The following is an 18,748-nucleotide window of genomic DNA, read 5'->3' as shown; positions in this document are numbered from 1 at the left end:
AGCGGGCCTGGCCGGGGAGCGGTGCCTGCGCCGGAATTGTGCTAGTCACCGGCCATGACGCCGCATGAATTCATTCGCAAATGGAAGAACCACGCGCTGACCGAGCGCGCGGCCGCACAGGAGCATTTCATCGACCTGTGTCATCTTTTCGGCCATCCCACGCCAGCCGAGGTCGATCCGACCGGCAAGGAATTCACCTTTGAAAAGGGCGCGGCCATCGTCGGCGGCGGCGACGGCTGGGCGGATGTCTGGAAGAAGGGCTATTTCGCCTGGGAATATAAGAAGCGCAAACGCAATCTCGACGACGCCATGGCGCAGCTCACGCGCTACGCCGCCTCGCTCGAAAGCCCGCCGCTGCTCGTCGCCTGCGACACCATCCGCTTCCAGATCAAGACGACCTGGACCAATCTCGAAACCAAAAAATACGAGTTCGAGCTCGAAGAACTCGCTGATCCGGAAAAATTCAAGCTGCTGCGCGCGGTCTTTCACGAGCCGGAGGCGCTGAAGCCTGTCCGCACGCGCGCCAAGCTCACGAGCGACGCCGCCGATAAGTTCCAGGCCGTCTCCGACGCGCTGCAGAGCCGCCACCCGGATCGAGAGGCGGTTGCGCATTTCGTCAACCAGCTCGTCTTCTGCTTCTTCGCCGACAGCGTGAAGCTTCTCCCCGAGGGCCTGCTGAAAAAGCTGCTGCTCACGTGCGAGCGGCGACCGGCGAAATCGAAGGATTACTTCGACAAGCTCTTCGAGCAGATGGAGAAGGGCGGCGAGCTGGACCTGACCGAGATCGCCTGGTTCAACGGCGGGCTCTTCGACGGCAGCCGCGCCTTGCCGCTGGCGCATGTCGACATCCAAAACCTCATCGACGCCACGAGCCTCGATTGGAGCCTCATCGACCCGACCATTTTCGGCACGCTGTTCGAGCGCTTTCTCGATCCTGACAAGCGCGCGCAGATCGGCGCCCATTACACCGATCCCGAAAAGATCATGCTCATCGTCGAGCCGGTCGTGCTGCGGCCCTTGCGTCGCGAATGGGCCGATGTGCGGGGCGAGATCGAGAGGGCGATGGCTCCCGCGCGCGAGGCGGGTCTCGCGGGCCGCGAGGGCGCGCGCAATCAGGGAAAGAAGATCGCCGCCGCGCGCGCGAAAGCCGAGAAGCTTCGCGACGATTTCATCGAGCGGCTGACGAAGCTGCGCATACTCGACCCCGCCTGCGGCTCGGGCAACTTTCTCTATCTCGCGCTGCAGGGCGTGAAGGACCTCGAATATGCGGCGATCAACGATTGCGAGACGCTGGGCCTCGACCGCCCCACGACGCGCGTGGGGCCGGAAATTCTGCACGGGATCGAAATCAACCCTTTTGCGGCCGAGCTGGCGCGCACGACCATCTGGATCGGCGACATTCAGTGGGCGATCAAGAACGCCATCTTCACCCGCCCGCAGCCGTTTCTCAAAAAGCTCGATTCCATCGAGCAACGAGACGCGGTGCTGACGGCGGACGGGAAAGAGGCGGCGTGGCCGGAGGCGGATTTTATCGTTGGGAACCCGCCGTTTTTGGGCGGGAAGCTGCTGCGCAGGGGGTTGGGCGACGGCTACGTCGATCGGCTTTTCGCCGCCTATGACGGCCGTATGCCCGCCGAGGCCGATCTTGTCTGTTACTGGTTCGCCAAGGCGTGGGCCATGGTGTGTTCTGGCCGCGCGAAAAGCGCCGGCCTCGTTGCGACGAATTCCATTCGCGGCGGCGCCAATCGCCGCGTGCTGGAGCCGATCGCCGAGGCGGGCGCGATCTTCGAGGCGTGGAGCGACGAGCCGTGGACGGTCGAGGGCGCGGCGGTGCGGGTGAGCATCGTGTGTTTTGCGCACCCTCATACGGAGGAGAACGCGCAGCGCCCATCTCGAAGCACGAGGGCGGGTGGCGCAGCCTCGCAACCAAGCCCTCATGCTGAGGAGCGCCTGAAGGGCGCGTCTCGAAGCACGAGGGCGGATCACGCAACCTCGTCCTTCGAGACGCCTGCTTCGCAGGCTCCTCAGGATGAGGTTGCTCGCCGGCTCGATGGCGCGGTCGTGGGAACGATCAACGCCGATCTTACTGCGCGGGGCGCCGATCTTACGCGTGCGAAGCGGCTGAAAGAGAATGAGGGCGTCGCCTTCATGGGCGACACCAAGGGCGGCGCTTTCGATGTGCCGGGCGAGCTTGCGCGTTCGTGGCTGAAGGCGCCGCTAAATCCCAATGGCGGGCCCAATAGCGACGTGCTGCGCCCTTGGGCCAACGGCATCGACGTCACGCGCCGCCCGCGCGACATGTGGATCGTCGATTTCGGCTGGACGATGAGCGAGGAAGAGGCGGCGCTCTACGAGGAGCCCTTTCAGTATATATGCGAGCACGCACGACCGGCGCGCGAAGCCATCCAATCACGCGGGTACGCGAAAAGCTGGTGGCGGCATGAGCGCCCTCGCCCAGAAATGTGGGATGCGATCAACGCGCTCTCGGCGCGTCATGGCCGGGCTCGTCCCGGCCATCCACGCCAGGCCGCCGCGCACGACGGCGTGGATGCCCGGCACAAGGCCGGGCATGACGGCGGGGAGGCGCGTTACATTGTGACGCCAACCGTTGCGAAACACCGATTGTTCGGCTGGGAGCTCGCTAGCGTCTGCGCCGATCATCAACTCATCGCCATCGCTCGCGACGACGACACGACCTTCGGCATCCTCCATTCGCGCTTCCACGAGGCGTGGTCGCTGCGGCTCGGCACGTCGCTCGAAGACCGCCCCCGCTACACGCCCACCACCACCTTCGAAACCTTCCCCTTCCCCGAAGGCCTTACGCCCAACATCCCCGCCGCCGATTACGCCGACGATCCCCGCGCCCAGCGCATCGCCGAGGCCGCGCGGGCGCTGGACGAGGCGCGGCGCAACTGGCTCAATCCGCCGGACCTCGTCGAGATCGTTCCCGAGGTCGTTCCGGGCTATCCCGACCGCATCCTGCCGAAAGACGCGCAAGCCGCCGTGAAGCTCAAAGAGCGCACGCTGACCAATCTCTACAACCAGCGCCCGCAATGGCTCGTCAACGCGCATGACAAGCTCGACCGCGCCGTGACCGCCGCCTATGGCTGGCCCGAGGATATTTCAACTGAAGACGCGCTGGCCAAGCTGCTGGAGCTGAATTTGAAGAGAGCGGCGGAGGGCTGATCGGGTCTTGCCGCCTGCCGCACGATACTGTTTCCGCTTGAACAGCTCGGAATGGGGAGTGTCATTCCCGGCGGGCTGAAAGCCCGACCGGGAATCCAGAGCCACAAATACGCTGATTCGGCTCTGGATTCCCGATCGCTCGCTTTGCGAGCGTCGGGAATGGCACGGCGCCGATCAAGCGGATCTCACAAGACGGGAAATGTGCGTCAGCGCGCAGGAAAGTCCGCAGCCGACGGCGTTATGGGCGCTTGTCTGCGGCCCGCGCAACGGCTAAGCGCGGACGCAACCGCAAGGAGCGAGAATGTCCGACCTCATCGACGCCGTCACGACCTGGGCGACCTCCGACGCCGGCAAGGCCGCCGGAGGCGTCGCCTTAGCCGCCCTGGCCTGGGCGGAAGCCGCGACCGTCGTCGGCAGCGCCTATATGAAGCGCATGATTCCGTTGCGGATCACCGCCATGGTCTGCAATTGCCTCGGCCTGACTTACGGGCTGCTGACCGGAACCTTCCCGACCATCGCCAAGCACGCGATCAATCTGCCGCTCAACTTCTCGCGCCTGCGGGAGATGCGCCGCCTGATCGACAGCGTGCGCGAAGCCAACGCCAACGATCTCAACATCGAATGGCTGAAGCCCTTCATGCACCCGGAGAGCCTGCCGGCGACGGACTTCATCTTCAAGAAGGGCGACGTGGGCGGAGAGGCCTATGTCGTGGTCGAAGGCCAGGTCGAGATCATCGAGCGCGGCGTGACGATCGGACCCGGCGCGCTTTTCGGCGAGATGGCGCTTTTCACAAAGACTGGCAAGCGCACGGCGAGCGCGAGATGCGTCACGGACGTCCGCCTGCTGGCGATCACCTATGAGCAGTTCGAGCAGCTCTATTTCCAGAACCCGGAATTCGGGCTTTACCTCGTGCGATTGATCGTGCGCCGGTTTGAGGAAAACCACGTCGAAGACGATATGGCGGGCGCCCCTCTCCAACCCGCCGCCGCCCCCGAGCAGGCCTGACGAACGGCCGGGCCGGCGCTACGCCGTTCCTTCCGCCGTCTTGCCCAAAGCCGCTTGCGCCGCGGCCAGCCGCGCGATCGGCACGCGGAAGGGCGAGCAGGAGACATAGTCGATGCCGATCTTCTCGAAGAAGGCGACCGACGCCGGATCGCCGCCATGCTCGCCGCAGACGCCGAGCGCAATGTCGGGGCGCGCGGCGCGCGCCCGCTGGCAGCCGAGCGCGACAAGCTCGCCGACGCCTTCCTGGTCGATCGACACGAAGGGGTCATGCGGCAGCACGCCCTTCTCGATATAGGCGCCGAGGAACGAGCCTGAGTCGTCGCGCGAAATGCCGAGCGTCGTCTGTGTGAGGTCGTTGGTGCCGAAGGAGAAGAAATCGGCCGAGGGCGCGATCTCGCCCGCCCGCAGCGCGGCGCGCGGCAGCTCGATCATTGTGCCGATGTGGTAGCGCGGGCGAAGGCCCGTCTCGTCCTCGACGAGCTTCGCCATGGCGTCGACGCGGGCGTTGACGAGATCGAGCTCGGCCCGCGAAAACACGAGCGGCGCCATGATCTCGATCTGCGCGGGCGCGCCGGTCGAGAGGCTCGCCTCGATCGCCGCCTCGAAAATCGCGCGCGCCTGCATGTCGACGATCTCGGGGAAAACCACCGCGAGACGCACGCCGCGGAAACCCAGCATCGGGTTGAATTCGGAAAGCTGCAGCGCGCGACGACGCAGCTTCACGGGATCTGCGCCCATGGCGCGCGCCACCTGCGCAAGCTCGCTGTCGGTATGCGGCAAAAACTCGTGCAAGGGCGGATCGAGCAGACGGATCGTCACCGGCAGCCCCGCCATGATCTCGAAGAGATGCTTGAAATCCTCACGCTGGATCGGCAGCAGCTTGGCGAGCGCCGCGCGCCGCCCCTCCGCGTCGTCGGCCAATATCATCTCGCGCACGGCGACGATACGTTCACCCTCGAAGAACATATGCTCGGTGCGCGCGAGACCGATGCCCTCGGCGCCGAAGCGGCGCGCCGCGCGCGCGTCCGACGGCGTCTCGGCGTTGGCGCGCACCTTGAGGCGGCGCACCTGATCGGCCCAGCCCATCAGCACGGCGAATTCGCCGGTAAGCTCGGGCCGCTGCATCTTCACCTCGCCGGCGATGACATGGCCGGCGGAGCCGTCGATCGTCAGCTTGTCACCCTTCACGAAACGCTTGCCGGCGATCGTGAAGCATTGCTCCTCATAGTCGATGCGCAAGGCGCCGACGCCTGTGACGCAGGGCTTGCCCATGCCGCGCGCCACGACCGCCGCATGTGAGGTCATGCCGCCGCGCGCCGTCAGAATGCCCTCGGCGGCGTGCATGCCATGAATGTCCTCCGGGCTCGTCTCGGTGCGCACCAGAATGACCTTGCGCCCCGAGGCCGCGAAGGCCGCCGCTTCTTCCGGGTTGAAGACGATCTCGCCGAAGGCCGCGCCGGGCGAGGCCGGCAGGCCGGTCGCCAGAATGTCGCGCCGGGCGGCGGGGTCGATCGTCGGGTGCAGCAATTGATCGAGCGAGGTCGGCTCGACGCGCAGCAGCGCTTCTTCCCGCGTGATGAGGCCTTCTTTCGCCATATCGACCGCGAGCTTCAAGGCGGCGCGCGCCGTGCGCTTGCCCGAACGCGTCTGCAGCATCCATAATTTGCCGCGCTCGATGGTGAACTCCATGTCCTGCATATCGCGATAATGGCGTTCGAGACGGTCGGCGACCTGCACGAATTCCGCGAAGACTTTCGGCATGGTCGCTTCGAGCGAAATCTTCTCGCCCGGCGAGGCGCGGCTGGCGACTTCGGTCAGCGGCTGCGGCGTGCGCAGGCCGGCGACGACGTCCTCGCCTTGAGCGTTCAGCAGATATTCGCCGTAAAGCTCCTTCACGCCGGTCGAGGGATTGCGCGTGAAGGCGACGCCGGTCGCTGAATTGGCGTCGAGATTGCCGAACACCATGGCCTGCACATTGACGGCCGTGCCCCAGTTCTCGGGGATATTGTGCAGATGGCGATAGACGATGGCGCGGTGGTTCATCCAGGAGGAGAAGACCGCCTTGATCGCGCCCCAGAGCTGCGCGCGCGGGTCCTGCGGGAAGGCGACGCCGGCATTGGCTTCGATGATGGCCTTGAACTGCTTCACCGCCGCGCGCCAATCATCGGCCGTCAACTGCGTATCGAGCGTCAGCCCCTTCGATTCTTTCAGCTCCTCCAGCGCATCCTCGAAAATATGATGCTCGACGCCGAGCACGACCGAGGAATACATCTCGACGAAGCGCCGGTAGCAGTCCCAGGCGAAGCGCGCGTCGCCCGAGTAATTGGCGAGCGCCTCGACGGTCTCGTCGTTGAGGCCGAGATTGAGCACCGTATCCATCATGCCGGGCATGGAGGCGCGCGCGCCGGAGCGCACGGAGACGAGCAGCGGCCAATTGGGGTCGTCGAAAGCGTGGCCGGCGACGCGCCCGATCTCCGCCAGCGCGGCCTCGACCTGCGCCTCGAGATCGGCCGGGAAGCTGCGGCCTTTGGCGTAAAAATGGGCGCAGACCTCAGTGGTGATGGTGAAGCCCGGCGGAACAGGCAGCCCAAGGGCCGCCATTTCAGCGAGATTGGCGCCCTTGCCGCCCAGAAGGTCTCGCATGGCCGCCGAACCCTCGGACGCGCCGCCGCCGAAACTGTAAACCCACTTCGTCATCGCTCTCGTCTTTCCGCCAATGACGGTCGAATGCCGGTCTTTGCCGCGGCCGGACGAACCCCGTTCGGCTTCGCGGGCGCACAATAGCAGATAGGCCTAAACAATTGTCGCGACGAGGGCTGATTTTTCGGCCCGAGCCCCAACCAGCCCCGCTGGGGCGCCCCTCCTGGATTTTTATTTATCGCGATTGCTTATCGCGCGCATGACCCCCGCGAACGGAAAGCGCGCGAGCGCGGGGGAATGAGCCGACGGAACGCGGCGCATGCGCATTACTCCAGGAAATACATCCGCTTGGGCTATAATAGGCGCCCCGGCGCGCGTCACATTTCCATGCGCGCGCATCAGAGCTATTTTGTCGATTGACCCTCAAGAGGAAAGCTCATGACGGAAGACGACGCGCCCCGCCCCCGCCCCGCCTATGACGTCGGCCAGCCCCTCGAACTTTTGTCGATTGCGGAAATCGAGTCGCGAATTCTGATGCTGCAAGAAGAGATCGCCCGCCTCGAGGCGGCTGCGCAGGCCAAACGCGCGGCGACGTCCGCGGCCGAGGCGTTTTTCCGAAAATGACCGCCGGCGCGCCCTCTCCTTCGTGGGGAGATGGCCCGCGCCTAGCGGCCTTAGACGGCAGAAGGGGGGCTACCCCATCTCCCCAGCCCGCTCTTCCCGCGCGACCTTGTCGAGCACGGCGTTGACCATGCCCGATTCCGTCGGCCCGAAAAAGGCGCCGGCGACGTCGACATATTCCTTGATCACGGCGCGGGCCGGCACATCCTTCCGGGACCGCAGCTCATAGGCGCCGGCGCGCAAGGCGGCGCGCATCACGGCCTCGATGCGCGCCAGCGGCCAGCCGCCGGAAAGCACGCGGTCGATCTGCCGGTCGATCGCCACCTGATCGGTCAGCACGCCCTGCAGCACGTCGCGGAAGAACGTCAGCTCGGCAGGCTTATATTGCACGCCCTCGATCTCGCGGCCGATCCAATGAGCCTCGAATTCCGCGTAAATCTCGTTGAGGCCCTTGCCCGCGACCTCCATCTGATAAAGCGCCTGCACGATGGCGAGACGCGCGGCGGAGCGTTGGTCGAGGCTCATGCGAGGCTCCGCTTCAGGCGGATGAGGGACAGCGCCGCCAGCGCCGCATCGGCGCCCTTGTCGCCCTGTTTCGGATCGGCGCGCACTATCGCCTGTTCGTCATTTTCCACGGTGAGAATTCCATTCCCGAAGGGGAGCCGCCGCGCGACCGAAAGGTCGGTCAAGGCGCGCGAGCTTTCATTCGCCACGATCTCGAAGTGATAGGTCTCGCCGCGAATGACACAGCCGAGCGCGACAAGACCGTCATAGGGCGCGCCGGCCCGCTCGGCCGCATCGAGCGCGATCGCGGCCGCCGTTGCAATCTCCAACGCGCCGGGCACGTCGATAACCGTGGCGTGGGCGCCGAGCCGCTCGATCGCCGCCAATGCGCCCTCGCGCAGCAAGCCGACGATGTCGGCGTTGAACCTCGCCGCGACGACGAGAATCCGCGCGCCCGGGACGGGCGCCGCGGCGATGTCGCCGGGTGCAAAACCTGCCATTGCCTGTAACTCCTTGGGCGGCGATGGATACACTTTTCGATCACGCTCCACCATAGGGGCGTGTTGTAGCAGGAGAGATTTTGGCGGTGGCGGCGGCGACGGAAGAAGCCCGTCTGTCACGCGATCGCCTTTCGACCACCGCCTATATAGCTTGACATCCCACGCGCCGCACGTATGTTGCGCGCCAATTCGTCGCCCGCCGCTCGCTGCGGCGGGGACGATTTTCTATTCTCACTCGAATCGGAACGAGCGCTATGGCCAAGTCCGCCATGATCAAGATCAAGCTCCTGTCCACGGCGGATACGGGCTATTTCTACGTCACCAAGAAGAACGCGCGCACCAAGACCGAGAAGCTCGCCTTCAAGAAATACGACCCCGTCGTGCGCAAGCACGTCGAGTTCAAGGAAACCAAGATCAAGTAAAGCGTCGGCGGGCACGCCGCCGCTCTTTATCGTCGCGAAATGGCCTCGCCGACAGCGGGGCCAATTTTTTTGGCCATAGGCACGAATCGACAACGCCCAACGATCGCCTTCGCGATGCGAAGAGGCGAATCGGCTGAGACGAGTTGTCGAAAGAAGAAGCGCCTGATGCGACCGCCTTCACCCAACAGGATGAAGGCGGCCGACTGACAATGGCTTCAAGGAGGCCACTCCAACCATCGTCAGCCGGCCAACCCCACGGACCCAGGAGATGCGGCGGACCTGAGCACTCCGCAGGGTATTCGAGTTCTGCCGTTACGCATCGAACGCTTAACTTACGGCGTGGGCTTTATTGCTAGCCCTTGCGCCGCCGCCCGGCCACGTAATCCAGTTGGCGGGCATCAAGTTACCCCGGCTGCACAAAATTGCAACCGCCTGATATGGTTTTTCACAATGGGGCAATTTGAAAAATGAAAGACCGCGACGAACCGGCGCTTTTCCGCTAAAGAGACCAAAAAACGCGCGCCCCAGACGCGCCCGCTTCGGAGGAAATAGATGACTGCTCATGGTTTGCGCCTGTCCATCGGGCTCGTGGCCGCTTTGGCGCTCGCTGGCTGCGGCGATCACCAGCCCGGCGACGCCACCGGCGCGAAAGTGTTGCGCAACATTCTCGAGAAGAACGGCGTCGGCGCCAAGATCGTCTCCTTCAAGAAGGTCAACGCGCGTGAGGTCAATCACGACAAGGTCGACGCCTTCGAGCTGATGTACGAGGCGGAAATCCAGTTCCCCGAAGGCTTCGAGGCCAAGTGCCGCGAGGAGCACGAGCGCGGAAAATGCGCCTTCCTCGGCCTCGATGAGGATCGCACCTTTGCAAAAGCCGAAGTGCATACGAGTGAAGGCACGCTGCATTTCGTGAAAACCGACAAAGGCTGGATGGCCGAAGACAACAACGTCTACTGAGTCTCTTGGAACCGCGTGCGCTTGTCGTGATCCCCGCGCGGCTGGGCTCGACCCGGCTGCCGGGAAAGGCGCTCGCCGACATCGGCGGGCGGCCGATGGTGGTTCACGTCTTGTCGCGCGCCATCGAAGCGGCGCTGGGCCCCGTCGTCGTTGCAACGGATTCGCAGGAAATCGCGACAGTCGTTCGGGCCGCCGGCGGCGAGAGTCTGCTTACGACGGGCGCGCATCTGTGCGGCAGCGACCGCGCCGCCGAGGCGCTGCGCGCGATCGACCCGGAGGGTCGATACGACGCTGTCGTCAACCTCCAGGGCGACAACCCCTTCCTTCCGGAGGACGCGCTTGCGGGGGCTTTGGCCCTGCTCGATGACCCGGTGGTCGACATCGGAACGGTCGCCGCGCCCGCCGCGCCGCAAGAGGCCGACGATCCGAATGCGGTCAAGCTTGTTGGAACGCATGTCACGCCGCGCCGCCTGCGCGCGCTCTATTTCACCCGCGCCCGCGCGCCCTGGGGCGAAGGGCCGCATTACAAGCATATTGGCGTCTACGCTTTCCGCCGCGCCGCGCTGGAGCGCTTCGCGTCGCTTGCGCCGTCTCCGCTCGAGCTGAGCGAACGCCTCGAACAATTGCGGGCGCTCGAGGCGGGAATGCGGATCGACGCGACTGTGCTGGACAAAACGAGCCCATCGGTAGATACCGGGCGCGACCTCGAAGCCGTGCGCCGAGTTTCCTCGTCCCGAGGGATGAGCGAATCGTGAAAGTTCCGCAAGTGAACCAGTTCATCGCTTATCAGGGAGAGCCCGGCGCGAACTCCGACATCGTCTGCCGCGAAGCCTATCCCGACCTCACCCCCCTCCCCTGCGCGAGCTTCGAAGACGCCTTCGCGGCCGTGACCGAAGGCCGCGCCGCGCTCGGGATGATCCCGATCGAAAATTCGATCGCCGGCCGCGTCGCGGACATTCATCATTTCCTGCCGCATTCGGGCCTGCATATCGTCGGCGAGCATTTTCTGCCGATCCATTTTCATCTGATGGCGCCCAAAGGCGCGACGCGCGAGGGATTGCGCGCCGTCTACAGCCATGTCCATGCGCTCGGCCAATGCCGCCGCGTGATTCGCGATCTCGGGCTCGTCGCCCATACGGCGGGCGACACCGCCGGCGCCGCGCGCGAGGTGGCGGAATGGAACGATCCCACGAAAGCGGCGCTGGCGCCGCGGCTTGCGGCCGACATCTACGGTCTCGACGTGCTCGGCGAGAATGTCGAGGACGAAGCGCATAACACGACGCGCTTCGTCGTGCTGTCGAAGACGAGCCAATGGGCGCCCGTCAATGGCGGCGCGACGATGACGACTTTCATCTTCCGCGTGCGCAACGTGCCCGCCGCCCTCTACAAGGCGCTCGGCGGCTTCGCGACGAATGGCGTCAATATGACCAAGCTGGAGAGCTATATGGTCGGCGGCGAATTCGCGGCGACGCAATTTCTCGCCGATGTCGACGGCCATCCCGAGCAGCCGGCCCTCGCCCGCGCGCTGGAGGAGCTGCGCTTCTTCTCGAAGGAAGTGGAGATACTCGGCGTTTATCCGGCGGCGGCGTTCCGCGTCACCAATATCCGCGCCTTCGAATATGGGGACTGACCAGGGGGAAGAGACATGGCCGCCGCATATGATCCGAACAATATCTTCGGCAAAATTCTGCGCGGCGAGATCCCCGCGCACAAGATCTATGAAGACGACGTCGCTCTTGCCTTCATGGACATCATGCCGCGCACCGAGGGCCATACGCTGGTGATCCCCAAAGAGGGCGCGCGCACGCTCGTCGACGTGTCGCCGGCGACGCTCGCGGAACTGATCAAGCGCGTGCAACATGTCGCCAAGGGGCTGCAGGCCGCCTTCCAATGCGACGGCCTGACCCTGCATCAATTCAACGAGAGCGCTGGCGGACAGGTGATCTACCACCTGCACTTCCATCTGCTGCCGCGCTGGGATGGCGTCTCCCTTCGCCCGCCGGGAACGATGGGGGATAACGACAAGCTTGCGGAGCAGGCTGAGAAGATCAAAGCGGCGCTGACGCCATTTGTGGGATGAAGGGGCTGCCCTCGCCCTCATCCGGCCCTCGCTGACGCGAGGGCCACCTTCTCCCGTAAAACGGGAGAAGGAAAAGCCCCGAGATTTTGGATCACCCCTTCTCCCGCTAGCGGGAGAAGGTGGCCCCTGCGTCAGCAGGGGTCGGATGAGGGCCTTACTCCTCCACCACCTTCGCCGGCCGCAGCGTCACTGGCCGCAGCAGGAACGACGGCACATGGTCGCCCAGGCCAATGACGGGCGGGCCGTCGTCCTCATGATGGCGGCGCGGGCGCCGGTCGCGGCGATCGTCCATTTGCGGACGCGGCCGCGTCGGTTCGGCGTCCGGACGCCGGGGCGCATGCGCCGGTCGGCCCATGGCCACGGGACCTTCGGCTTCGACCCTTTCGACCCGTTCAACGCGCGCCGGACGCTCGGTCCGCTCCGCACGCTCGCCGCGCTCAGCCCTGCTGCGGCCACGCTCCGCCCCACGCTCGCGGCGCCCGCCGCGTTCGCTTCTGCCGCCGCGGCGATGCTCATGCCCGTGCGACGTCTCCATGGGCGGCGGCAGCTCGTTGAAGCCCGGCCCTTCCCAGTCGATCGCCTTGCCGATCAGGCTCTGAATCTGGTCGACATATTTGGCGTCGTCCTCGGTGGCGATGGTGATCGCAACGCCCGAGCGACCGGCGCGGCCCGTGCGGCCGATTCGATGCACATAGTCTTCGCTGTGCGTCGGCACGTCGAAATTGAAGACATGGCTGACGTCCGGAATATCGAGTCCGCGGGCCGCGACATCCGAGCAGACGAGCAGCGACACGTCGCCGGTCTTGAAGGCGTCGAGCGAGGCCATGCGGGCGAGCTGGTCCATGTCGCCATGCAGCGCGCCGACCGAGAAACCGTGCTTCGCAAGCGAGCGATGCAGGATCGCCACGTCGCGCTTGCGGTTGCAGAAGATGATCGCGTTCTTGAGGTTTTCGGCGCCGCGAATGAGATTGCGCAGCGTCTCGCGCTTGTCGGCGTGGCCATGCGAGGCGACGAGCGCCTGGCGGATGGTCGAGGCCGTGGTGGAGGCGCGGGCGACCTCGATCCTGACCGGATTATGCAGAAAGGCCTCGGTGAGGCGGGTGATCTCCGGCGGCATGGTCGCCGAGAAGAAGAGCGTCTGGCGGGTAAAGGGAACGAGCTTGCAGACGCGCTCGATGTCGGGGATGAAGCCCATGTCGAGCATGCGGTCGGCTTCGTCGATGACGAGAATCTCGATGCCTGTCAGCAGCAGCTTGCCGCGGTCGAAGAAGTCGAGAAGGCGGCCCGGCGTCGCGATCAGCACGTCTGCGCCGCGCATGATCTTGGCTTCCTGGTCGCCGAAGGCGACGCCGCCAATGAGCAACGCGACGTTGAGCTTATGTTGGGAGCCGTATTTATTGAAGCTTTCCTCGACCTGCGCCGCGAGTTCGCGCGTGGGTTCGAGAATCAGCGTCCGGGGCATTCGGGCCCGGGCGCGGCCCTGCTCGAGGCGGCTGAGCATCGGCAGGGTGAAGGCGGCAGTTTTGCCGGTGCCGGTCTGGGCGATGCCGAGGATGTCACGGCCTTGAAGCGCCGGCGGTATGGCCTGCGCCTGGATGGGCGTCGGATGGGCGTAGCCTGCCGCTTGCACGGCCGCGAGAACCTTTTCCGAAAGGCCCAATTCGTTGAATGTCATCAATTATCCTGGTTACGGCTTACGAGAGCGGGAGGCCGCTGCGCGCCAGCCGATCGAAAAGCGCGCAAGATGTCCTGAGAGAGGGCGCCGTCATCGCCGCGAGGACGGAAGAGCTCGCTTACCATCGCCGCAAAGGAGCGGGGGCGAGAGCCTCAGCCGCATGCTTGGAGAACAAATGGGCAGATGTCAATGAATTTGCGAGCCCTCGAACGAATTTTCTCGGCCATGGCCACGACAATCCGTGCAATTTCGTGAAAAACTGCCCAAGAAAATTATCTTTTTGGCTGTTCGGCGCCGCCGCAAGGCGAGACCGGCGCCGGCCCGAGCAAGGGAATCGTCGCCGTGGTCACGCCATCGACGCCCACGCTCCGCACGATCGAATAGGCCTGCGCCGGCGGCGGCTCGAGATTGCGCGCCACATTGCGCATGGATCGCTCATAGGCAAGCCTTGAAAACTCGTCGCTATCGACGAGTTTCGACATGAGCTTGGCTCCCACGACGCTGCAAAAAAAGGCAACGGCGGCGACAGCGGCGAAGTTCCGGAAAGATCCGCTCCAGGAGAATGACCGGGCGGTATCGTTTTTGTCGAATCTGGACATGGAAGCGCCTGTTTAGGATCGCGCCCTTCTTTGCCGCGATATGGTAAATATCCCGTTCACGACTGCCTTTGGCCAGCCGGGCGGCTCCTTGCCTCTTGCCAAGGCCGTCACGAAGCAGAATGCTGTGAGGGATCGCGCCCCCGCCTTCGATTTTTGTTCGAGCGGCCGCGGCAAAGAAATTGCTCCATGCGCCCCTGAAAGACCATTTCATGGGACCTACATGGAAAGGACCGGGGACGAGACGGACGTGGCGGCGTTGACATCTATCCAAACCCAACAGGCGACTTCCCGGCCGGGCCAAGCCCCTTTTCGGGGCGGCAAGCCGCTGGGCTTGCCTCTGAGGGCCGGCAAAGAGCCAAAGAAATCAGGCGACGGCGGTTCCGCTGGCACGGCGCTGATCACGCGCACCCGCCAGCAGACGCGCCGTCCGAATATGTACCGGGTATTGTTGCTCAATGACGATTATACGACACAAGAGTTCGTTGTGATCGTTCTGCGTAAATACTTCAACAAATCCGTCGAGGAAGCTACGCGCATCATGCTGCACGTCCACAACCATGGCGTCGGCGAATGCGGTGTCTACACCTATGAAGTCGCCGAAACGAAGGTCACCCAAGTGATGGATTTCGCAAGGAAGCATCAGCATCCTTTGCAGTGCATCATGGAGAAAAAATAGAGAGGCTCGCAGCATATGCCGACGTTCTCGCGCAATCTGAAACAGACCCTGGACCGCGCCCTCGCCTCCGCGCGCGAGCGTCATCACGAATACGCCACCCTCGAACATCTGTTGCTTAGCCTGATAGAAGACGCCGACGCCTCGGCCGTGCTGCGGGCCTGCTCCGTCGATCTCGAGCTGCTGGCCAAAAATCTGCGCGACTACATCGACCGGGAACTCGACAATCTGGTCAATGAAGACGCCGATGAGTGCAAGCCGACCGCCGGCTTTCAGCGGGTTGTCCAGCGCGCCATCATCAGCGTGCAATCCTCCGGGCGCGAGGATGTGAGCGGGGCAAATGTGCTCGTGGCGCTCTTCGCCGAGCGCGAGAGCCATGCCGTCTACTTCCTGCAGGAGCAGGATATGACGCGCTACGACGCCGTGAACTACATCAGCCACGGCATCGCCAAGCGCCCCGGCCTTTCGGACCAGACCCGCGCCCCGCGCGGCGTCGAGGAGGATGGCGAACGCTCGGAAGGGCGCGAGAGCCGCGACGGCGAGAGCCGTAAGAAAGAGGGCGCGCTCGAAGCCTATTGCGTCAATCTGAACAAGAAAGCGCGCGACGGCCGCATCGACCCGCTGATCGGCCGCGAGGCCGAGGTTCTGCGCACGATTCAGGTCCTCTGCCGCCGCCACAAGAACAATCCGCTCCTCGTCGGCGACCCCGGCGTCGGCAAGACGGCGATCGCCGAAGGCCTAGCGCGCAAGATCATCCAGGGCGAGGTTCCGGATGTGCTGGGCAACGCCACGGTCTTCGCGCTGGATATGGGCGCCCTGCTCGCCGGCACGCGCTACCGCGGCGATTTCGAGGAGCGCTTGAAGCAGGTCGTCAAAGAGATCGAGAACCACAAGGACGCGATCCTCTTCATCGACGAGATTCACACCGTCATCGGCGCCGGCGCCACCTCGGGCGGCGCCATGGACGCCTCCAATCTGTTGAAGCCCGCGCTCGCCCAGGGCGTGCTGCGCTGCATCGGATCGACGACCTATAAGGAATACCGCCAGTATTTCGAAAAGGACCGCGCGCTCGTGCGGCGTTTCCAGAAGATCGACGTCAATGAGCCGTCGATCCCGGACGCCATCGAAATCATCAAGGGTCTGAAGCCCTATTTCGAAGAGTTCCACAAGATCCGCTACACCAATGACGCTTTGAAGGCGGCGGTGGAGCTTTCGGCGCGTTACATTCACGATCGTAAGCTTCCCGACAAAGCCATCGACGTGATCGACGAGACCGGCGCGGCGCAGATGCTGCTCGCCGAGAACAAACGCAAGAAGACGATCGGCCTCAAAGAGATCGAGGCGACAATCGCCACCATGGCGCGCATCCCGCCCAAGACCGTCTCCAAGGACGACGCCGAAGTGCTCGCCCATCTCGACGAGACGCTACGGCGCGTAGTCTACGGTCAGGAGAAGGCGATCGGCGCCCTCACCTCGGCGATCAAGCTCGCCCGCGCCGGCTTGCGCGACCAAGAGAAGCCGATCGGCTGCTATCTCTTCTCCGGCCCCACGGGCGTCGGCAAGACAGAGGCCGCGCGCCAGCTCGCCACTTCGCTCGGCATCGAGCTCGTGCGCTTCGACATGTCGGAATATATGGAGCGCCACACGGTGAGCCGGCTTATCGGCGCGCCTCCCGGCTATGTCGGCTTCGACCAGGGCGGCCTGCTGACCGACGCGATCGACCAGCATCCGCATTGCGTCCTGCTGCTCGACGAGATCGAGAAGGCGCATCCCGATCTTTACAATATCCTCCTGCAGGTGATGGACCACGGGAAGCTCACCGACCACAACGGCAAGACGATCGACTTCCGCAACGTCATTCTCATCATGACGACCAATGCGGGCGCCGCCGATCTCGCCCGCACGCCGATCGGCTTCACCCGCACCCGCGCCCATCTCGACGACAGCGAGGCGATCAACCGGCTGTTCGCGCCGGAATTCCGCAACCGTCTCGACGCGATCGTGCCCTTCGGCCATCTGCCGGTGGATGTCATCAAGCGCGTCGTCGACAAATTCATCATGCAGCTCGAGGCGCAGCTCGCCGACCGCAATGTCACCATCGAGCTCACCGACGAAGCGCGCGGCTGGCTCGTCGAGCACGGCTATGACGAGGCGATGGGCGCGCGGCCGATGTCCCGCGTCATCCATCAGTCGATCAAGACGCCGCTGGCCGACGAGGTGCTGTTCGGCCGCCTCAAGAATGGCGGCGCCGTGCGCGTGGTGGTCGTCGGCGACGACAAGGGCGAGAAGAAGCTCGGCTTCGTCTTCCCGGAAGGCCCGGTGCTGCCGCGTCCCGAGCGCGACATCATCGAAGCCGGCAAGAAGCGCGCGAGCGCCGACGAGCCGGAAGCGACGGCCGGTGGCCCCGAGTCGTCGGAACCCGATCAGAAGCCGGCTTCGGTGCGCAACTGAGGCTAGCTTGAGCGTTATTCCCGACGCTTCGCGTAAGCGAAGCGATCGGGGATCCAGAGCAGCGCCCGTGGTTTTGCTCTGGATCCCCAGCCCGTCGGGAATGCAGGCTGCTTAAATGGCAAAAATTCCTGCAGCGGCGCCCGATCCTCGGGCGCCGCTAACTTATTCTTAAGCAAGAAGCAAAATAGTCGCTTGGGGCGAAAATGGGCGACTCTGCTGAGCGGCGCGATAAAGCAGAGGGAAAAGGACATCCCTGGTGCAGCAGTCCGCGGAACATTCGGCAGCGCCGCTACGCATTGTGCATGTGTTTCGCGCCCCCGTGGGCGGCCTGTTTCGCCATGTGCTCGATCTGACGCGAGCGCAAATCGCGCGCGGCCATGCGGTCGGCCTGATCGCGGACTCCACCACCGGCGGTGAAGCGGCGGAGAAGCAATTCGCCGAACTGCTCCCCAAGCTTTCTCTCGGCGTCATGCGCCTGCCGATCCACCGTTTGCCGCATCCCTCCGACCTTGTGGCCGCCATCGCGATCAACAAGCGCATCGCGGCGTTGAAACCCGATGTCGTCCATGGCCATGGCTCGAAGGGCGGCGTTTATGCGCGCGCGAACGGCCTGTTCTCCGGGGATAACAGCCCCGTCCGCATCTACACGCCGCATGGCGGAAGCCTCAATTACGAGCCCGGCTCTCTCAGCCATCGCATCTTCATGGCGATGGAAGCCTTGCTCGCCACGCGCACCGACGCACTGCTGTTCGAGAGCGCCTTTATCGCCTCCCGCTTCGAGGCGTTCGTCGGCAAGCCGAAGGGCCTCGCGCGCATCATTCCCAATGGCGTTTCCGAGGACGAATTCGCGCCCGTGCAACCGCGGGCGGACGCCGTGGATCTGCTTTATGTCGGCGAGCTGCGCGACGCCAAAGGCATCGACACGCTGATCGACGCCATGGTGTTGCTCGGTCGACGCGGCCTGACGCCGCGCCTTCTGCTGATCGGCGGCGGGCCAAATAGAGCTGCGCTCGAACGCCAGGCGCAAGAGGCCGGTCTGGCGGACAGAATCGTCTTCGGGAGCCCACGGCCGGCGCGCGAGGCTTTCGCTTTGGGGCGCGCGATGGTCGTGCCGAGCCGCTTCGAATCCCTACCCTATATCGTGCTGGAAGCAGCGGCGGCGGGCGTTCCGCTCATTGCCACCAATGTAGGCGGCGTGCCGGAAATCTTCGGCCCCTATGCGGATCGCCTCATTCAACCCGACAACCCGGAAATCCTGGCGGACGCTCTCGCGCGGCTGCTCTCGCAACCGGCGGAGACGCTCCGAGAGGAAGCGCGGGCGCTCTCGGCCTATGTGGCCTCACGGTTTTCGGTCTCGCGCATGGTCGACGATGTTTTGCAAGGCTATCGCGACGCCATTGCGGCGCGGGCCGCAGGCCGCTGAGAGCCGCAACG

At 64.5% G+C, this 18,748-nt stretch carries 16 protein-coding genes; 11 read left to right on the top strand and 5 right to left on the bottom strand.

All coding sequences use genetic code 11. From position 1 onward, the window contains the following. The first annotated feature begins 54 nt into the window (after nucleotides 1-54). Both QNA11_RS01445 and QNA11_RS01440 read left to right on the top strand, forming a co-directional pair. On the top strand, nucleotides 55-3,186 hold the full coding sequence (locus tag QNA11_RS01445; RefSeq protein WP_283481671.1) for a class I SAM-dependent DNA methyltransferase: 3,132 nt from the start codon (nucleotides 55-57) through the stop codon (nucleotides 3,184-3,186). A gap of 301 nt (nucleotides 3,187-3,487) precedes the next feature. After that, entirely contained in the window at nucleotides 3,488-4,192 is a 705-nt protein-coding gene (locus QNA11_RS01440; protein ID WP_283481670.1) for a Crp/Fnr family transcriptional regulator, read from the top strand. An 18-nt stretch (nucleotides 4,193-4,210) separates the two neighbouring features. On the opposite strand, the gene ppdK is transcribed toward QNA11_RS01440, so the two are convergent. Further along, a complete protein-coding gene (gene ppdK / locus QNA11_RS01435) occupies nucleotides 4,211-6,889 on the bottom strand; it encodes a pyruvate, phosphate dikinase (protein ID WP_283481669.1) in 2,679 nt (892 codons plus the stop codon). 381 nt (nucleotides 6,890-7,270) lie between these two features. Here ppdK and QNA11_RS01430 point away from each other — a divergent pair, with 381 nt between their 5' ends. Next, nucleotides 7,271-7,456, top strand: a complete 186-nt coding sequence (locus tag QNA11_RS01430; RefSeq protein ID WP_281931434.1) for a DUF1192 domain-containing protein — start codon at nucleotides 7,271-7,273, stop codon at nucleotides 7,454-7,456. Between the two features lie 69 nt (nucleotides 7,457-7,525). Here QNA11_RS01430 and nusB read toward each other — a convergent pair whose 3' ends face one another. Beyond that, on the bottom strand, nucleotides 7,526-7,978 hold the full coding sequence (gene nusB, locus QNA11_RS01425) for a transcription antitermination factor NusB (protein ID WP_202072568.1): 453 nt from the start codon (nucleotides 7,976-7,978) through the stop codon (nucleotides 7,526-7,528). Then, nucleotides 7,975-8,457 (bottom strand): 6,7-dimethyl-8-ribityllumazine synthase, encoded by a 483-nt coding sequence (gene ribH, locus QNA11_RS01420; RefSeq protein ID WP_283481668.1) that lies wholly within the window; start codon nucleotides 8,455-8,457, stop codon nucleotides 7,975-7,977. Before ribH ends, nusB begins: the two co-directional genes overlap by 4 nt. A gap of 254 nt (nucleotides 8,458-8,711) precedes the next feature. Between ribH and rpmG the strand changes: the two genes are divergently transcribed. The 5 genes from rpmG to QNA11_RS01395 all read left to right on the top strand — a co-directional run bounded on the left by rpmG (nucleotide 8,712) and on the right by QNA11_RS01395 (nucleotide 11,916). Continuing rightward, entirely contained in the window at nucleotides 8,712-8,879 is a 168-nt protein-coding gene (rpmG, locus tag QNA11_RS01415; RefSeq protein ID WP_016918986.1) for a 50S ribosomal protein L33, read from the top strand. 552 nt (nucleotides 8,880-9,431) lie between these two features. Beyond that, nucleotides 9,432-9,836, top strand: a complete 405-nt coding sequence (locus QNA11_RS01410) for a hypothetical protein (RefSeq protein WP_202072566.1) — start codon at nucleotides 9,432-9,434, stop codon at nucleotides 9,834-9,836. A 5-nt stretch (nucleotides 9,837-9,841) separates the two neighbouring features. After that, on the top strand, nucleotides 9,842-10,591 hold the full coding sequence (locus tag QNA11_RS01405; protein WP_502867504.1) for a 3-deoxy-manno-octulosonate cytidylyltransferase: 750 nt from the start codon (nucleotides 9,842-9,844) through the stop codon (nucleotides 10,589-10,591). Nucleotides 10,592-10,602: 11 nt separating this feature from the next. After that, nucleotides 10,603-11,466, top strand: coding sequence for a prephenate dehydratase (locus tag QNA11_RS01400; protein WP_202072840.1), 864 nt, complete (start codon nucleotides 10,603-10,605; stop codon nucleotides 11,464-11,466). A 15-nt stretch (nucleotides 11,467-11,481) separates the two neighbouring features. Next, the gene (locus QNA11_RS01395) at nucleotides 11,482-11,916 is read left to right on the top strand and encodes an HIT family protein (RefSeq protein WP_202072565.1); all 435 of its coding nucleotides are present in this window, start codon (nucleotides 11,482-11,484) and stop codon (nucleotides 11,914-11,916) included. A gap of 154 nt (nucleotides 11,917-12,070) precedes the next feature. Here the strand turns inward: QNA11_RS01395 and QNA11_RS01390 are convergent, their stop codons facing one another. Together QNA11_RS01390 and QNA11_RS01385 are read right to left on the bottom strand one after the other, a co-directional pair. Beyond that, nucleotides 12,071-13,591 (bottom strand): DEAD/DEAH box helicase, encoded by a 1,521-nt coding sequence (locus QNA11_RS01390; protein WP_283481667.1) that lies wholly within the window; start codon nucleotides 13,589-13,591, stop codon nucleotides 12,071-12,073. Between the two features lie 272 nt (nucleotides 13,592-13,863). Then, entirely contained in the window at nucleotides 13,864-14,073 is a 210-nt protein-coding gene (locus QNA11_RS01385; protein ID WP_283481666.1) for a hypothetical protein, read from the bottom strand. A 337-nt stretch (nucleotides 14,074-14,410) separates the two neighbouring features. Between QNA11_RS01385 and clpS the strand changes: the two genes are divergently transcribed. From clpS to QNA11_RS01370, 3 genes are all read left to right on the top strand, one after another. Then, entirely contained in the window at nucleotides 14,411-14,866 is a 456-nt protein-coding gene (gene clpS / locus QNA11_RS01380; RefSeq protein ID WP_370568522.1) for an ATP-dependent Clp protease adapter ClpS, read from the top strand. Between the two features lie 15 nt (nucleotides 14,867-14,881). After that, a complete protein-coding gene (gene clpA / locus QNA11_RS01375; RefSeq protein ID WP_283481665.1) occupies nucleotides 14,882-17,314 on the top strand; it encodes an ATP-dependent Clp protease ATP-binding subunit ClpA in 2,433 nt (810 codons plus the stop codon). A 256-nt stretch (nucleotides 17,315-17,570) separates the two neighbouring features. Next, nucleotides 17,571-18,737 carry a glycosyltransferase family 4 protein gene (locus QNA11_RS01370; protein ID WP_283481664.1) on the top strand — a complete coding sequence of 389 codons (1,167 nt, stop codon included), beginning with the start codon at nucleotides 17,571-17,573 and terminating at the stop codon, nucleotides 18,735-18,737. The last annotated feature ends 11 nt before the right edge of the window (nucleotides 18,738-18,748 follow it).

The sequence above is a fragment of the Methylocystis sp. JR02 genome (assembly GCF_030063565.1).
GTDB lineage: Bacteria > Pseudomonadota > Alphaproteobacteria > Rhizobiales > Beijerinckiaceae > Methylocystis > Methylocystis iwaonis.
The sequence above is the reverse complement of the archived record's forward strand: the minus strand, read 5'-3'. Positions and strand labels throughout refer to the sequence as shown.

Bases quoted from the DNA above. Each gene is read 5' to 3' on its own strand.
- QNA11_RS01445 (WP_283481671.1), top strand. From the start codon at position 55: ATGACGCCGCATGAATTCATTCGCAAATGGAAGAACCACGCGCTGACC.
- QNA11_RS01440 (WP_283481670.1), top strand. From the start codon at position 3,488: ATGTCCGACCTCATCGACGCCGTCACGACCTGGGCGACCTCCGACGCC.
- ppdK (WP_283481669.1), bottom strand. From the start codon at position 6,889: ATGACGAAGTGGGTTTACAGTTTCGGCGGCGGCGCGTCCGAGGGTTCG.
- QNA11_RS01430 (WP_281931434.1), top strand. From the start codon at position 7,271: ATGACGGAAGACGACGCGCCCCGCCCCCGCCCCGCCTATGACGTCGGC.
- nusB (WP_202072568.1), bottom strand. From the start codon at position 7,978: ATGAGCCTCGACCAACGCTCCGCCGCGCGTCTCGCCATCGTGCAGGCG.
- ribH (WP_283481668.1), bottom strand. From the start codon at position 8,457: ATGGCAGGTTTTGCACCCGGCGACATCGCCGCGGCGCCCGTCCCGGGC.
- rpmG (WP_016918986.1), top strand. From the start codon at position 8,712: ATGGCCAAGTCCGCCATGATCAAGATCAAGCTCCTGTCCACGGCGGAT.
- QNA11_RS01410 (WP_202072566.1), top strand. From the start codon at position 9,432: ATGACTGCTCATGGTTTGCGCCTGTCCATCGGGCTCGTGGCCGCTTTG.
- QNA11_RS01395 (WP_202072565.1), top strand. From the start codon at position 11,482: ATGGCCGCCGCATATGATCCGAACAATATCTTCGGCAAAATTCTGCGC.
- QNA11_RS01390 (WP_283481667.1), bottom strand. From the start codon at position 13,591: ATGACATTCAACGAATTGGGCCTTTCGGAAAAGGTTCTCGCGGCCGTG.
- QNA11_RS01385 (WP_283481666.1), bottom strand. From the start codon at position 14,073: ATGTCGAAACTCGTCGATAGCGACGAGTTTTCAAGGCTTGCCTATGAG.
- clpS (WP_370568522.1), top strand. From the start codon at position 14,411: ATGGAAAGGACCGGGGACGAGACGGACGTGGCGGCGTTGACATCTATC.
- clpA (WP_283481665.1), top strand. From the start codon at position 14,882: ATGCCGACGTTCTCGCGCAATCTGAAACAGACCCTGGACCGCGCCCTC.